Below are 16,009 nucleotides of genomic sequence, written 5' to 3'. Positions count from 1 at the left end.
GCTTGGCCCGTTCGGTCTGTCGGGCCTGAACCTTTTATTGGAATGACCCATGGACCATGCTGAGCCCGCCCGCGCCGACCTCTTGATCAAGCATTGCTGGATCGTCACGATGAATGGCGATCGCGAGGTATTTCGCGACGGCGCCATCGCGATCCGGGACGACCGCATCGTGGCGGTGGGGCAAAGCGACACCGTCGAACGTGCCGTCGCGGCGGGGGAAGTGATCGATGGCAGCAACCGGTTCGTCATCACCCCGGGGTTTGTCAATTGCCACATCCACATCACTGGTGAGCCGATCACGCGCGGCAATGTGCCCGATGACACGGACTGGGCAACCAATGTCTTCCAGTGGCTGGTGCCTTCCTATTTGGCCCAGACGCCGGGTGACGAACAGGTGTCGGCCCAGCTTGCCGCACTGGAAATGCTGCGAACCGGAACAACCTGCTTCATCGAGGCAGGGACAATCCTCGACCTTGATGCCGTCGTCGATGCGCTGGCGCAAACCGGCATTCGCGGCCGGGTAGGCCAATGGGTCCAGGACCGCGCCTTTGCTCCGGATGACGACCAGGCAATGCTCACTCGCCAAGCCATTGCCACCATCGAGCAAGAGCTTGCTCGCTATCCCTGCGCCGGCGATCCGCTGCTCGCCGCCTGGCCGTGCCTGGTCGGGCACAATACAGCGACCGACGACCTGTGGCGCGAAGCCACCGCAATGGCGGCGGCAAGCGGTGCTGGCATCTCGGCGCATATGAGCGCTGACCCTGCCGATCCCGAATATTATCTGGCGACGTCAGGCCGGCGGGCGATCGCGCATCTAGGCGATCTCGGGGTTCTCGGTCCGCATCTGTCGCTCACGCACGCCATTCATCTCGACGACGAGGAAGTGGCATTGCTTGCGGCTAGCGGCACCAACGTCACCCATTGTCCGATGACCGCGATGAAGGGCGCTTATGGGGCGACCGCGGTCGGCCGATTCCCGGAAATGGCCCATGCGGGCGTCAACCTGCAGCTTGGCACCGATGGCAATAACAATGGCAATGCCGCCGACATGATGCGGGCAATGTTCGTCACTGCCGGCCTGTTCAAGGACTCGCGCCGCGATGCGAGCTTGTTCTCGGCCTATAAGGTGCTGGAAATGGGAACGATCAACGGCGCACAAGGTGCAGGCCTGGCCGACAGCATCGGCTCGCTTGAACCCGGCAAGAAGGCCGATTTTGTCCTCCATGACCGCGACCGTCCCGAATGGCGCCCGCTGTTCAACGCGGTCAACCAGCTGGTCTATTCGGCGGATGGCCGAGGAGTTCACAGCGTCTGGGTCAATGGACGACGGGTGGTCGACACATATCGCTCGACCTTGATCGACGAGGAAAAACTCTATGCCGATGCCGAGGCGGCTGGCGCGGCCGTGCTGGCGCGCGCAGGCCAGCAGACCCCCAGCCTCTGGCCCGTACGATGAGCATGGCGCCATCGCGTGACCGCACCAGGGTGCTGATCGCCTGCACGCTGGGCAATGCCGTCAGTACAACGCCTGCCGTCCACGCAGTGTTCGGCCTGTTCCTGCTGCCCTTGTCAGCGGAATTCCAGTGGCCGCGCGCAGCTGTTTCGGTCGTTCTTGGTATCATGGCCCTGACCGGGGCAATCGTCTATCCACTGGCCGGACGCTATGCCGACGATCATGGCGCACGCCAGATGGTGATTCCCGCACTTGTCCTGTTCGCTGCCGCCGTGGCTGCGCTCTCAATGCTCACCGGATCGCTTCTCCATCTATACGGCGCCTTCTTCCTGGTCAGCCTGTTCGGCAGCATTGCATCGACCCCTATCTATTCCAAGGTCATCGCCGAATGGTACGACAAGGGTCGGGGCACCGCGCTTGGCATATCGGCAGGCCTTGGCAATGGTGCCGGATCGGTTCTGTTTCCGATCGTTGCAGCCATCGTCGTTGCCAGCGAAGGCTGGCGTGCCGGCTATCTCGCAATGGGCGCGCTCATCCTGTCCATTGGCCTGCCAGCAATCTGGTTCCTGCTTCGCGATGCACCGGTGGCCGAGCCACGGGTAGCGGGTCCCGACGGGCCTGTGGCTGGCGCCACCCTGGCTGATGCCATGAGGATGCCGGCCTTCTGGATCATCATGGTCGCGATTGCATCGGGGGCGGGCTGCACCACCGCGATCTTCAGCCATGTGGTCCCCATTCTGGCCGATCGGGGTTATGGCATGGAGGTGGGCACTGCGGTCGTCAGCACATTTGCATTGACGACATCGGCTTGGCAGATCGCGACTGGACGACTGCTCGACCTGGTGCAGAATCCGCGAGTGGTCATCCCGATGGTCGCGATGGCCATTCTTGGGCTCGCGCTCCTGCAATATGGCGATGGCACCGCCATCCTGGTTGTTGCCGGCATTGCCCTGGGCATTGGCATGGGGACGCAATATGGCGCCCTTCCCTATTATCTATCGCGCTATTTCGGCACCCGCGCCTTTGGCAGCATCATTGGGGTCATGTACTCGGCGGTCATCGCAGCGCAGGGCATCACGCCGGTCTTGATCGACCATGCCTTCGACGTACAAGGCAGCTACCAGCTTGCAGTGGTCCTCGCTTGTTGCGCACTGCTCGCCGGTGCTGCGCTACTGCTGCTGCTGCCGCGCTATCCGGTTGGAGATGCCTTGCCTGAACCCAGGCTCGCAGGGCTCCCGGCATGACCGGCACGCCCTTTGCCGATCCGGCCAGTGCACCTTATGCCGTCACCGATGCCGAACGAGCGGCGTTGGCCGAGGCCATCGACACGGACGAGCTGGTGCAGCTCGCGCTTGACCTCGGCAATATCCCGTCACCCTCGCGCAGCGAGGCGGCGGCGGCACAATTCGTGTTCGACTGGATGCAACGCGAGGGCTTCCGGCCGCGCAAGGTGGGCGCGACACCCGACCGACCCAACATCATCGGCGAATATGGGGGACGGGGCGTCGGCGCCAATCTGTTGATGACCGCCCATCTCGACACCGAAAGCCCCAGTGGCATCGCCCATCAGGATCGGTTCCGCTACCGCGAGGCAACCCTTGCCGATCCCGAATGGGCCCGGTGCTGGCTGGACGATGATGGCCGGCTGCGCGGCTATCCCATTTCCAATGACCGCGGGCCAATGTCCTGCTTCCTGATCGCGGCGAAAGCGTTGAGAAAAGCAGGGATTCAGCTTGCTGGGAAAGTCTGGTTGACCGCCTGTCCCGGGGAAATCGGGCCGGAACCGATCGAGGAATATGAAGGGGTCCACTATCTCGGCAAGGATATCGGTGCCCATTATCTGTTCCATCATGGCGGCGTAGCGCCCGACTATGCGATCGCGGCAGAGGGGACCGATTTCGGGCTGACCTGGAGTGGATGTGGTTATGCCCTGTTTCGCGTGCGCATTTTCGGTCGCGGCGTGTTCACGCCGATCCTCGATGCCCCGGACCATGCCGCCGATCATCCCAATCCGATCTATTGGCTTGGTCCCGTCATTGATGCCCTCCATGGCTGGAGCCGCCAATGGGAAGCGGCATCGATCTACGACTCAGCCGGTGGGCGCGCCGTGCCCAAGGTCCAGATCGCGTCAGTCAGGGGAGGGGCACCCATGGACTTCGGTGCCGGGACCGAGGTGTGCGCCCTGTACCTCGATGTGGCGCTGGCCCCCCACCAGAAGGCCGCCGACGCGATGCACGGCATCAATGCCGCAATGCGGACGGTCAGGGTGGAGGATTTTGATGTCGAGCCTGTCGTTGTCCGGCACGGCTTCGAAGCCGATGCCAGTGCGGTAGCGCCGCTTGCCGGTGCGGTAGACCTTGCAACGCGAATGGCTCGGGGAAACGCGCTGGAGCGTGCACATCCTGTCTATTCGAGCATGTGGCGCGACCATAATGTCTTCAACATGCAACATGTCCCGGCGGTGACGACGGGCATGCCGCGATGGCGCCCGAAACCGGAGGACCTCGCCTCGAGCGCGCTCATCTATGCCCTGACCATCTTGTCGGTCTGCGGTCGAGGCCCCGAACCATCGCACGATGGCGCCACGAGTTCGGTGTACGGAGATGATACGGCACCGTTCAGTTGATCCTGACAAGGCAATTGACCCAGATTCGCGATCCTGCATAACTTTCGGCAGCAAGCGGACACGAGATCCGTTGGTGCTGGAGCAGGATGCCGCATTCAAGGAGCGGTGATCGGTGCGCTTCACCACCAATGCCTATCCAAAGGAACAACGGCGGGACGCGTGGCGGTTCGCGCTGCAACGCCTTTCGATCCGGCTCGATGAGGCATTGGACGACGGCTATGGCGAGCTTGTTCATTTTCGCAGCAGCCAGGCAATCGACTTCATCCGCCTCACCGGAACCGCGCAGAGCTGGGTGGTCGAATTCAAGGAAACGCCCGGTGCCTGCTGGCTGCTGCTCGTTCTGGATGGCGCGGCGAGGGTTCAGGCCGGCACCGAAGACCGCGAACTGGCCGATGGCGATATCTTGGTCGGCAGAAGTGACCATGTCGTAAGGTTCAGTTTTCCAGGCGACAACCGGGTCATGCTCGTTCGGCTGCCGCAAGCCGCGATGACTGCCAGGCTCAAAGCCCCGCTCCCGGACCAGCCGCGCCAGATCAGTACCGACAGCGGGTCCGGCCGGGTTTTCTCGGGCATGCTGCGCTATCTTGCCGATACGATCATGGAAATCACCCCGGACCATGCCCGACCGGTTGAACTCGCGCTTCCCGAGTTTCTCTTGTCCAGCCTGCTCGACAACGCGCCCACCAAAGCAATGGGCGGTGCTGCGGGAATGCGTGCCGGGTTACTCGAGCGCATTTTCCAGACGATCGAAATGAGGCTGAGCGACCCCAATCTGAATTATCAGCAGATCGCGACCGAACACGGCATCTCGCCCCGCTATCTTCAGAAACTGTTCGAATCCATCGACGACAGTTTCGGTCACTATGTGAAGGTGCGGCGGCTGGAACGGTGCCGGCTCGACCTGCGCAGTCCGCTGCACGCCCAGAAATCCATTTCGGACATCCTGTTCCAATGGGGATTCAACGACAGCGCGTCGTTCAGCCGGGCGTTCCGCGAACAATATGGCGTTTCTCCCCGCGAGTATCGCAAGGGCATCGGCGCCGACACGCAGGAGGATATGCCCAGACGGGGCCGACCCGCCCGGCGGGACCGGACCGCGCCCGATCCGGCTTTTCGGGCGGAGGAAGAGGATGGCGGCGAGGGCGCATCCCTTGCCATGGATGAAGCGCCGCCAGTGTCCATGCCGGTGCGCCATCATCACCTGCCCGCCAATCCGCAGACGGTGCATTGGGGGTATTTCAGCCGGACGCTGAAGCCCGCTCTAACCATCCGGTCCGGCGATTTCGTCACCATCGAAACGCTGACCCATCACGCCAATGACGATCCCGAACGCATGGTGCAGGGCGACCCGGCGGCCGAAAGCGTGTTCCACTGGACGGCCGAGCACAAGGCTGTGGACCGGCGCGGTGCAGGGCCGATGGATGCCAGCGCTTTCGGCCGCGGCCCCGGCGAAGGGTTCGGCGTACATATCTGCACCGGTCCCATCGCTATCGAGAGTGCGCGGCCCGGCGACGTGATCGAGGTCCGCATCCTCGATCTCAAGGCGCGGCAAAGCGGCAATCCCCGGTTCGCGGGCAAGGCGTTCGGCAGCAATGCCGCAACCTTCTGGGGATTTCACTTCTCCGACCTGCTGACCGAGCCGAAGCAGCGCGAAGTCATTACCATCTATGAGGTCGAGGACGGGCGGGGCCGGCCGCCTTCCGCTCATGCGGTCTATAGCTATCGCTGGACCCCGCAGACCGATCCGTCGGGACGCGTCCATCTGCGTTACGATTATCCGGGCGTACCGGTGAACCCAGCGACGATCGAGCGGAATTACGAAATCCTGCGGAACGTCGAAATCCCCATCCGCCCGCATTTCGGCGTGATCGCCGTAGCGCCTGCCCATTCTGCCTTGGTCGATTCGGTACCGCCCAGCGCCTTTGGCGGCAATCTGGACAACTGGCGGACCGGCCCCGGATCAAGCGTCTTCTTGCCCGTGCAGGTGGCGGGCGGATTGCTGTCGCTGGGCGATCCCCATGCATCGCAGGGCGATTCCGAACTCTGCGGCACCGCGATCGAATGTTCGATGGACGCACTGATCCAGGTGGTGCTGCATCCGGCCAGCGAACTGCGCGAACAGATCCGCGATCTGGATTATCCGCTCATCGAAACCGCGACCGAATGGGTCATCCTGGGCTTCAGCCATGCGGATTATCTGAAGGAGCTGAGCGACGATCCGCAAAGCGAGGTTTACAAGAAAAGCACGCTGGATGCCGCGATGCGCGATGCGTTCCGCAAGGCGCGCCGCTTCCTGATGACCACGCGCGGATTGTCGGAGGACGAGGCGATTTCGCTATTGTCGGTGGGCGTCGATTTCGGGGTGTCGCAGGTGGTGAATGGCAATTGGGGCGTGCACGCCATCATCCGAAAGGCGCTGTTCACCGCCTGACATGCGACCTCAATAGGGTCGGTCCCCGGCAATCGTGACCCGCGTTCCCGTTCGCGTATCGGGAAAATAATCCCACACCGCAAAATGCTGGGTGCAGCGGTTGTCCCAGAAGGCCACCGAATGCCGCTGCCAGCGGAACCGCACTTGGAAATTCGGGTCCTTCACATGCTCGGCCAGAAACCGCAGCAATGCCGCGCTTTCGTTTTTCGACAGCTCGTTGATCCGCGTCGTCTTGGATTCTGAAATGAACAGACATTTGCGCTTGGTCACCGGATGGGTGCGTACCACCGGATGCACGTTGCGCGGATAGGTCTTCTCGACCTCCGGAAACAGCTCGCGGTAGATGTGGTTTGAGTCATGCACCGCCGTCAGCGGCTCTAAAAACGCCTGCATCGCCGGGGACAGCGCGTCATAGGCTTCGTACATGCTGGAAAACAGCGTGTCCCCGCCGGTGTCGGGCAGCGTGTGCATGTAGAGGATGCTGCCCATCGGCGGTTCGGCATGTTCGCTCAGGTCCGAATGCCAGTTTTCGCCAGCGACGAATGTGCTGTTGGCATCGGCATGGATCGACACGATTTCCGGATGGTCCGGCAACCCGGCAACCCCGCTGTGCATCACCAGCTCGCCGAAATAGCGGCCGAAGCGCTTGTGCGCGTCATGCGTCAGTTGCTGGTCGCGGAAAAAGATCACCTGATGCGCCATCAGCGCTTCATGCACTGCCTTGACCGTGGCCTTGTCGAGCGGCTGACCCAGGTCGATGCCGAAAATCTCGGCACCGATTCGGCGGGTGAGCGGACGGATTTCAAGCGCCGTGTGCGACATTGTTCATCTCTCCGGCCTGGTCGTCCCGCCGGGCCTGGCGCCCGGCGATGATCGAGCAGACGATCAGTTGCAATTGGTGGAACAGCATCAGCGGCAGGATGATCATGCCCACCTCTGCGCTGGGGAACAGGGCGCTGGCCATCGGCACCCCGCTGGCCAGGCTTTTCTTTGACCCGCAAAAGGTTAGAACAGCCGCATCCGGCCGCTCCAGCCGCATCCAGCGCCCGATCAGCCCAGTCAGGCCGAGCACGGCGGCCAGCAACGCGGAACTGACCAGAATGACGATCCCCAGATCGTCGATGGACAGGCGGGTCCACAGCCCCTCGACCACAGCGGCGCTGAACGCGGTATAGACGACCAGCAGGATGACGCCGCGATCGAACCGCATCACCCATGGACGGTACCGATCGATATACGTGCCCAGCCAGGGCCGCGACAAATGACCCAGAATGAACGGGCCGAGCAGTTGCGACGCGATGGTCACGACCGCGCTCAAGAAAAAGGAGCCACCCGCCATCCGGCCACCGATCAGCAGTGCGGCCAGCAACGGCGTCAGGACGATGCCGATCAGGTTCGACATCGATGCGCTGCACACTGCGGCCGGCACATTGCCGCGCGCGATCGCGGTAAAGGCGATGGAGGACTGGACCGTGGAGGGCAGGATGGTCAGGAACAGGATGCCCGTCCCGATCAGCGGATCGATGACAGTGCCGATCACGGCCAGCGCGCCTAGGCCAAGCAGCGGAAACAAGCCGAAAGTGGTGAACAGCACCGCCAGATGCAGTTGCCACGCGCCGATCCCCGCCAGAATGGCACCGCGCGATAGTTTGGCCCCGTGCAGGAAAAACAGCAGCGCAATCGCGATGTCCTGCACCGTGTCGAACGCGCGCGCGGCGTCGCTGCGGACGGGGACGATGCTCGCCAGCGCCAGCACCGCCACCAGCACGATCAGAAACGGGTCGATCCTCAGCCGGGCCAGCATCAGCCGTGCCCGCCGATGCGCCAGGCGGGATCAGCCGGGATCACGAACCGACCCCTTTGCACCGAAAATGCGACGGTCGATGCGGCAATGAATGCCCTGGGTCCCGTCGACCACCTGCGTTACGCCGAAATCGCTCGCCACGCTCATCAGCGAATAGGCGTCGTTGCGCGACAGCCCCTGATGTTCGGTCAGCAAATGCAGCATGTCCATCGACGCGCATTTCATCGCCTGATCCAGGTCGGCGCCAAAGCCGTGGACGATCCAGCAATCGCCGGTTTCAAGGAGCGGCGAGGGGAAGCTGAAATCCTTGCGCAGCACGATCTGGAACAGCACGTCGAGCGATGCTTCGATCGCCGTCCCGCTGATTTCGCCGTCGCCCTGGCTGATATGGGGATCGCCGATGGAAAACAGGCCGCCTGCGACCTGGACGGGATAATACATGCGCGCGCCGGCCCCGATACGCCAATTGTCGATGTTGCCGCCGTGCAGGCCGGGCGGGATCGTGCTGACCGGCTCGTTGACCGCAGGTGCCACGCCTGCAGTGCCCAGATGGGGGCGTGCAGGGATGGTGATGCCCGGCAGGGCGGGCTGCCGGTCGCATTCCGGGCAGTTGGTGATGCGGCCCGGCACCACATATTTCTCGGCCACGTCATAGGCATAAAGCGCGCTGGCCGTGTTGGCATTGGCATCGATGCGATAGATGGTGACGCGTTCGGTTTCACCGAATTCCTGATACAGATGGCCCCAATTGGCCTGCAGGTTCGATCCATAGTTGAACCGGGGGATCATTTCGAAATAGCGGACTTCCAGCATGTCGCCCGGCTCCGCGCCCTCGACAAAGATCGGGCCGGTCATGATATGGCATCCGGGCGCGCGCGTTGCGGGGTCGACCTCTTCGAAAATCCGCCGGATCGATTCGTCGAACATCAGCGCGGGATCGTCGCCGGCATGGTGGGTGACCGCCTGGGCCTGGATCAGGTCGCCGCTGCGCACGGTCAGCGCTGGAGGAATGTCGGGCGAGAAATAACCCCAGTGGATCGTTTCGGGCGTGGCGCGCAGCCGGTGGAGCGCCGTTGGCTGAATGGCGTCGCGGATCGCACCGTGCGGGATATGCAGGCCCATAGAGTCCCCCTTCATTGCAAGCTGTTGGACGGCCGCGTTCAGTGCGCGCCGAACACGATGCTGGTCATGCCGATCGATTTGTAATGGATGACATCCGGCCCGACCGCGGCCGCTTCGCCCGGCATCCGGGCGCCAAGGACATAAAGCAGTGGCAGGAAATGGTCGGGATGCGGCACCGACAGCATCGCTTCCTCGCCCCGCTGGTGATAATTGATCACCGTCTCGGGCTGATCGGCAACGACCGCCTCGACCATCGCAGTGTTGAACCGGACGGCCCAGTCATAGGGTGCTCCGGTCGCGTTCGCCCAATCCATTTCCCTCAGATTATGGACGATGTTCCCAGTCCCGATGATCAGCACGCCTTCATCGCGCAGCGGCTGAAGCGCGCGCCCGATTGCCCAGTGCTCAGCGGGGGTCAGCTTGGCATCTATGCTCAGCTGAACAACCGGGATGTCGGCATCCGGAAACGCGTGGGTCAGCACAGACCATGTCCCGTGATCAAGCCCCCAGTCCATATCGATCCGCACCGGCTTGGGCGCCAGCAGCGACTGGATGCGAAGGGCTAGCTGCGGATCGCCGGGGGCCGGGTAGGAGACATCGAACAGCGCAGCCGGAAGCGACCGGCCGAAATCATGGATGGTCGGCGGCGCTGCCATGCCGGTAACTGCGGTTCCTTGGGTGAACCAGTGAGCAGACACGCAAAGAATGGCCCGGGGCCGTTCCATTGAATCGGCGATCGCGCGCCAGCAACGCGTGACGTCATTATCGTCGATCGCGTTCGTCGGGCTGCCATGGCCAAAGAAGATAAGGGGCATTCGGGTCATGGAGCACCTGCTGTAAGCGACGACAAACAGTCCGGAAGCACACGGCCAGTCAGGCCGTGCCCTTCCGATATGGAAAGGCTATGGCACCGGTACCGCGCGGGTCTTGAACCGGGGCGCACAAGTCCTTGTCCGGGCCAGGCATTCGTCGCGTCATTCCCGCGTGAACTTGGCTGGAATCGAAGGATTTTCGCCTGCCTTGCCCCATAGGACGATCTCATTCCCCCATGGATCGGCAAAGGCGTGATTATAGCCATTGAACTCGGACCAATAATGGTCACGCCAGAGGATGGTCGCGCCTAGCCGTTCTGCTGTCCCCAGGATGCGGTCAGCGCTGTCGTCATCACTGATCAGCACCCAGATGCGCGGCTTCCTGCCTGCTGGGGCAAGGGTGCGTGGCTCGACACCGCCGGCATCGGGATGAGGCCGCGCATTGGCCACGTCGAAAATGCCCAGATGCAGGTTGCCAATCTGGCTGTCCGTGCCGTCCTTATGTTTGAAAAAGCCGCCAGGCACCATGCGGTGATAGACCCCCTTTGGCCGTGCATCATTCTCCCAACCGAAAACCTCGGCATAGAATGTGCCGGCGGCATCCGGATCGGTGCTGGCGAGGTCGACGAAAATAAGCGTGTTGGTCATGATGGTCCGTCCTGTATGGCGACGGCCCGACGCGGCACTGCGTCCGATGGCCGGCCAGGTTCGTCGATCAATGAATGCGCTGATCGGCGCGCCTGTCGGAGGTGACTGACAGGCGCGGCAGGGCCGCGACGGCGATCCCACTCGGCCCGGTAGCGTTCGACCAGCCAGACATTGAACTGGCGCTGGGCATCTTCTTGCCAGCTATACCGGCCGCGCGGTGCGAAGCGGGAATTCAGGCCTTGCTGGATCAACAGGTCGACATGCAGATCCTGCTCGACAATATGTCCGGTATATTCGTCGTTGACCCGCCGCTTTTCTTCGAATTCCGGGTCCTCCATCGCATCGGGCAGATAGAGGCTGCCAAAGGTCAGGCCATGACTGCCGGCCGACCGTGCGTCCATGATGATATAGATGACGACATCGTTCAGGATGACCAGCGACAGGGTCGGTGGCAGGTTGACGAACAAGAGGCGGTTCTGCTCCTCCTCGGTCAGCTTCGGGAAGACCGGGAACAGCGCCTTGCCCGTCGGGTTGAAGCTGGCATTGGGGTGGGTCGAGCCATTGAGCCGATAATAACCAGCGGTTCCCTCGGGCACTTCGGGAAAGCTGGCCAGCGCGCTCGGGATATAGTCGTGAAGCCCCTTGTGCAGACGGTTTGCATGATACCCATCATTGTTGTTCTCGAACTGGACCTTCCAGTTCCACGCGAATTCGTGACTAGCCGGCGCCGGACCCCGCAGGCCCTCCAGCTCGTAATTCGCAACAACCGGCTCGATACCGGTCAGGCGCGAGGCAAGCGGCGCAGCGCCCATATCGAAATTGACGAAGATGAACCCGTGCCAGAGCTCGACCTTCAACTGGGGCAGCCGATGCTGCTTCTTGTCGAAGTTACAGGTTCGCCCCATCGCCGGGGCGCCGACCAGCGTGCCATCCAAGTCATAGGACCAGTGATGATAGGGACAGGTAAAGCCGCGGGCATTGCCCGTGCCTTCCGCGACAAGCATCGCTCTGTGCTGGCAGACCGCCGACATGGCCTTGATGTTGCCCTCCCGGTCACGCGCCACAATCAACGGTTCATTGGCGTGGGTCAGCGTGAAATAATCACCGGGATGTTCAATCCATTCCTGGCGGCCTGCACACAGCCATTCTCGATAGAACAGCGCCTCCTTCTCGAACCGGAAAAATGCCTCGTCAGTGTAGCAGGCAGGCGGCAGTGTTTCTGCCTCGACCGTCGGCAGGGTCGAGCTGAGCAGACTGTCGAAAAAGGGATCGGTCAAAAGCGTCATCATCGGTTCCGGTGGATTGATCAGGGGATTATTCGGCGGGGACCAGCGCTTCGACCTGCACAGCGGCGGCAGGGTGCGGTTCGCTGGCATCGGCGATTGCCCGGGGACGGCGAAGGAGGAACGCGGTCGTCAGGATGACCAGGGCCATCAGCGCCGCAAACACGATAAAGACCGGAACGAAGGTTCCGGTCAGATCAGCCACCCGACCAGCGCTCAAGGGCCCCAGCACGGCAAAGGTCGTGGCCATTGTGGCCGCTGCTGTCAGATCCCCGGCCAATGCCCGGCCAAAATAGCGCATGAGAAGAATATGGGCGCTCAGCCAGGCCAGCCCCCAGCCGATGCCGAACAACAAGGCTGCAGCTATGGCAAGCGATGCAAGCGGCGTGGCGGCGAGGAGGATGAGCGAAGCGCATTGCAGCGCCAGACCCAACACAAGCAGCCCTTTCGGCTCATATTTCTCGGCCAAGGCCCCGGTGGCCCCCTTGGCCAGCGTTCCGGTAAGGGCCAGCATGCTCATCGCCGCCGCTCCGGCGGTTGCCAGACCACCATCACCGAGCCCGGCAACATGCGTGACCAGCACCGAGTGGAGCGTTGTTACGGCGGTCTGCACAATGATCATCGCGAGGGCGATGACGATGAAGCTGGGGGTCATCATGGCGCGTCGCACGGTCCATCCGACCGGCTGGTCGTCAATGGCGCTCGCTGCAGCCGCGTTGCGGACCTGGTCGGCACTTTCGACCGCCACGGCATCACGGACTGCGACGAGGAACAGCATGCCCAACACCAGCGCCGAGACACCCATCACCGCCCAGTGGACCCGCCAGCTTCCCGTCAGGGTCACAATGGCACCGACGATCAACGGGCCGACAACGCCGCCGATCGATCCGGCCATGAAGTAATAGCCCAACAGCCTGCCAGGCCGGTCGGGAAACCAGGTTGCGATGAGGAAGACGCCAGGCGATGGCGCGATCAGAGAAAAACCGGCTCCCATCAAGGCTGTCGCCAGGAAAAACAGCGCGATGCCCTGAACGGCGGAGGCGAGGAAAAAGCCCGATGCCAGGACCAGAGCGCCAATGAACAGGGTCAGCCTGGATCCCAGCCGCCGGATCAGGATTGCTGGCAGGGGACTGCCAAGGCCACATGCAAGGCCGAGCAGCGCAAAGCTGGTCCCGGCAGCCGCCTGGGACCAACCAAGGTCAGCGACCATCGAATATAGGACATAGCCGAGCGAAGTGAAGGTGGTTGCGGTCACGAGGGAAAACCCGATGCACACCGCGATCAGAACCCAATGCCTGCGTTCCATCGGCAATCTCCCTCGGCCGACCCATTATCTGCCGGCAAGACTAGGGATAATGACGCCGCTGACTTGATCGGCTGCGCCCGAACAGTTGATCGCGCTTGGCTGCGGGTGCTGCGGCGTTGCGCCAAAACAAGAAGGGCGGCGTGGATGCCACGCCGCCCAGAAAGGCGCCTCGATGCGCGTCGAGATCAGAAACGATAGGCGATGGTGCCCAGGATTTGGCGGGGCGGGATGAAGGTATCGTAGGTTTGGGCGCTGCCATAGGGGTCGGAAAAGCGCGAATTGATGCCGGCCCGGTCAAACAAGTTGGTCGCGGTGAGGCTGAATGAGAGATCCGATCCGTTGGGCTCATACTGCGCGAAAAGATTGACTTGGGCATAGCTTGGCGTCGTGTCGAATGCGGAATTGTTGAACAGCCGATACTGATATTCGCCGCGATAGATCAGGGTGGCCTTTGTCGTCAGGATGCCGTCGCCCAGTGTATCGGTATAGCCAATGGTCGCGCTGCCCTGGAGATCCGGGATCTTCGGAACGCTATTGCCATTGATATTGGCGCGCGCTGCGTCGCGGGCGAGCGCCGCGCGGAAGAAGTTTGCGAAGAATTCGCCAGTGCCATAAAATCCGGCAGCATTCTGGGCCAGAACGGCAGCAGCAGGGTCAAGCGCCAGGAAGTCTGCGTTGAACTTGCCCTTCGTGAATGAAACCGTGCCGGTAAAGCTCCAATGGTCGTCGGGGCGGAAGCTCGTCTCGATCTCCACGCCATAGATTTCTGCACTTGGCGCATTGGCAACCCCCTCGCCGAACAGGATGGCGTCTTCGTCAAGGAACTGGAGATTGTTATAGTCATAATAGAACGCGGATGCGTTGAACGTGCCGGCGCCATTGGCAAAGCTGTTCTTGGATCCCAGCTCGAATGAGCTGACCGTTTCGGGCTGATAGGTCGGGCGGATGCCATTGGCAAAGCCAAGCACCTGGGGAGCTGCCCCGGCGGCCGATCCGTTTAGCCCGCCCGGCTTGAAGCCGCGGGTATAGCTGAAATAGATCATGTTGTCGGGTGTGAGCTTGTAATCGATCGCCGCCTTGCCGGTCCATTCGGTCGTATTGAGCCCCGGGATCGCCCGCTGCTGCAGATAGGCGCCCGAGGTCAAAACCGGCCCGCTGCCATTGGTATCGGCATTGCCCGAATATTCGTCATAATTGTAGCGAACGCCTGCGGTGAGGGTGAGGGCATCGCTGAGGTCAAGCGTGCTCTCGACATAGCCGGCATAGGCCTTGCGCTTCACGTCCGACAGCTCAGCATAGGTCACCAGCGGAACCAAAGGACTGTTGAACGGCGTGGTGATGGGCAGGGCGTCGGCATAGGGATCGCCTGTATTGGCACGATATTCCACGATATATTGCGAGTTTTTCGACCAGAGATAGACCCCGCCGAGAATCCAGTTGAACGGGCCATCCCCATTGGATGCGAGGTTGACTTCCTGCGTCCAGCTCTCGGTGGTCTGTTGCCAAAGCGGAATATGGTCGTACCGCGCGCCCAGCCGCTCCGGATTTCCGTTCAGCGGCGGACGATAGCCGCCGAGGATATTGCGTTCGAACAAGTCGCCCGTCAGCCCGTCGCCGTCCCACGACTGGCGGCTGAACAGTTTCTGGTAGCTGGTAATCGACTTGGCGATGACGGGCCCGGCATCGAAACGGACCACCCCATAATAAAGCTCGGTATCGATGATCGACCGCGCTGGATAATCCTGCGTCAGGATGCGGGGGTCGGGCTCGGGATCCAGAATATTCTTCTGGGCCGGGCCGTTGATATCGCTTTCATACTGGATCGTGCTGAGCAGAATGGAGAAAGTGTCGGTCGGCTCCCAGATGCCCGCAAGCTTCCAGCCGATCTCATTCTGGTCGTCCAGATCATATTCGCTGTTGCCCGGCACGCCGGTCGCGACCGCATAGCCATTCCGTTTGAGATATTGGACCGCGCCCCGGACGGCGAACTGGCCGATCGGGACATTGACCGCCATGTTGCCCTGGGTGAGCCCGTAATTGCCAATGCCCGCGCTGGCCTCGCCTGAAAATTCGCGGGTCGAGGGCTGGTTGGTCACGACGTTAATCGTGCCGCCCGTCGAGCCCTGGCCGAACGTCGTCCCCTGGGGCCCGCGAAGCACTTCGACCTGCGCCACGTCGATAAAGGCGGCGTTCGCGGCGATGGAATTGAAGATGTAGACGCCATCGACATGGAATGAGACGCCAGGCTGGGTATTGGCGTTCTCAGGAGTTTCGGAACCCACCCCGCGAATGGAGATGAGCCGCTCGCCGCCCCCGCTGCGGGCAACGACGAGGCCGGGCACGATCCCGTTGAGCCCCGTGACCTCGGTGATATTCGCTTCCTTGAGAGTCTCTGCCGTTACTGCTGTGACCGACAGCGTGGCTTCCTGAAGGGTCGTATCCCGCTTCGAGGCAGTGACGATGATGTCCTGTGTCTCGTCCTCGGCACCCGGCTCGTCATTGGTCACCGCGCTGTCCGCGATCC

At 62.2% G+C, this 16,009-nt stretch carries 12 protein-coding genes; 4 read left to right on the top strand and 8 right to left on the bottom strand.

Translation table 11 applies throughout. The features are described from left to right. The first annotated feature begins 49 nt into the window (after window positions 1-49). The 4 genes from ACNI3Q_RS06820 (at window position 50) to ACNI3Q_RS06805 (ending at window position 6,510) form a co-directional block, all read left to right on the top strand. Window positions 50-1,456 carry an amidohydrolase family protein gene (locus ACNI3Q_RS06820; protein ID WP_426275133.1) on the top strand — a complete coding sequence of 469 codons (1,407 nt, stop codon included), beginning with the start codon at window positions 50-52 and terminating at the stop codon, window positions 1,454-1,456. Beyond that, entirely contained in the window at window positions 1,453-2,697 is a 1,245-nt protein-coding gene (locus ACNI3Q_RS06815) for an MFS transporter (protein ID WP_426275131.1), read from the top strand. The genes ACNI3Q_RS06820 and ACNI3Q_RS06815 overlap by 4 nt, the downstream gene beginning before the upstream one ends. Continuing rightward, the gene (locus tag ACNI3Q_RS06810) at window positions 2,694-4,079 is read left to right on the top strand and encodes a zinc-binding metallopeptidase family protein (RefSeq protein WP_426275129.1); all 1,386 of its coding nucleotides are present in this window, start codon (window positions 2,694-2,696) and stop codon (window positions 4,077-4,079) included. The genes ACNI3Q_RS06815 and ACNI3Q_RS06810 overlap by 4 nt, the downstream gene beginning before the upstream one ends. Window positions 4,080-4,191: 112 nt before the next feature. Beyond that, entirely contained in the window at window positions 4,192-6,510 is a 2,319-nt protein-coding gene (locus ACNI3Q_RS06805; RefSeq protein ID WP_426275127.1) for an acetamidase/formamidase family protein, read from the top strand. Window positions 6,511-6,519: 9 nt separating this feature from the next. Here the strand turns inward: ACNI3Q_RS06805 and ACNI3Q_RS06800 are convergent, their stop codons facing one another. The 8 genes from ACNI3Q_RS06800 to ACNI3Q_RS06765 form a co-directional block, all read right to left on the bottom strand. Further along, a complete protein-coding gene (locus ACNI3Q_RS06800; protein ID WP_426275125.1) occupies window positions 6,520-7,332 on the bottom strand; it encodes a TauD/TfdA dioxygenase family protein in 813 nt (270 codons plus the stop codon). Further along, window positions 7,313-8,314, bottom strand: coding sequence for a bile acid:sodium symporter family protein (locus ACNI3Q_RS06795; protein WP_426275123.1), 1,002 nt, complete (start codon window positions 8,312-8,314; stop codon window positions 7,313-7,315). Before ACNI3Q_RS06795 ends, ACNI3Q_RS06800 begins: the two co-directional genes overlap by 20 nt. 30 nt (window positions 8,315-8,344) lie before the next feature. After that, a complete protein-coding gene (locus ACNI3Q_RS06790; RefSeq protein ID WP_426275121.1) occupies window positions 8,345-9,436 on the bottom strand; it encodes an acetamidase/formamidase family protein in 1,092 nt (363 codons plus the stop codon). A gap of 38 nt (window positions 9,437-9,474) precedes the next feature. Next, window positions 9,475-10,260 (bottom strand): 4,5-DOPA-extradiol-dioxygenase, encoded by a 786-nt coding sequence (gene ygiD, locus ACNI3Q_RS06785; RefSeq protein ID WP_426275119.1) that lies wholly within the window; start codon window positions 10,258-10,260, stop codon window positions 9,475-9,477. A 150-nt stretch (window positions 10,261-10,410) separates the two neighbouring features. Then, window positions 10,411-10,896 (bottom strand): VOC family protein, encoded by a 486-nt coding sequence (locus ACNI3Q_RS06780; RefSeq protein ID WP_426275117.1) that lies wholly within the window; start codon window positions 10,894-10,896, stop codon window positions 10,411-10,413. Further along, the gene (locus tag ACNI3Q_RS06775; RefSeq protein ID WP_426275115.1) at window positions 10,893-12,182 is read right to left on the bottom strand and encodes an aromatic ring-hydroxylating oxygenase subunit alpha; all 1,290 of its coding nucleotides are present in this window, start codon (window positions 12,180-12,182) and stop codon (window positions 10,893-10,895) included. Before ACNI3Q_RS06775 ends, ACNI3Q_RS06780 begins: the two co-directional genes overlap by 4 nt. Before the next feature lie 28 nt (window positions 12,183-12,210). After that, window positions 12,211-13,434 carry an MFS transporter gene (locus ACNI3Q_RS06770; protein ID WP_426275113.1) on the bottom strand — a complete coding sequence of 408 codons (1,224 nt, stop codon included), beginning with the start codon at window positions 13,432-13,434 and terminating at the stop codon, window positions 12,211-12,213. Window positions 13,435-13,670: 236 nt separating this feature from the next. Continuing rightward, window positions 13,671-15,992, bottom strand: a complete 2,322-nt coding sequence (locus ACNI3Q_RS06765) for a TonB-dependent receptor (protein WP_426275111.1) — start codon at window positions 15,990-15,992, stop codon at window positions 13,671-13,673. Between the last annotated feature and the right edge of the window lie 17 nt (window positions 15,993-16,009).

The sequence above is a fragment of the Sphingomonas eleionomae genome, assembly GCF_049889035.1.
GTDB lineage: Bacteria > Pseudomonadota > Alphaproteobacteria > Sphingomonadales > Sphingomonadaceae > Sphingomonas.
This window is presented reverse-complemented; position numbering and strand designations above follow the sequence as displayed.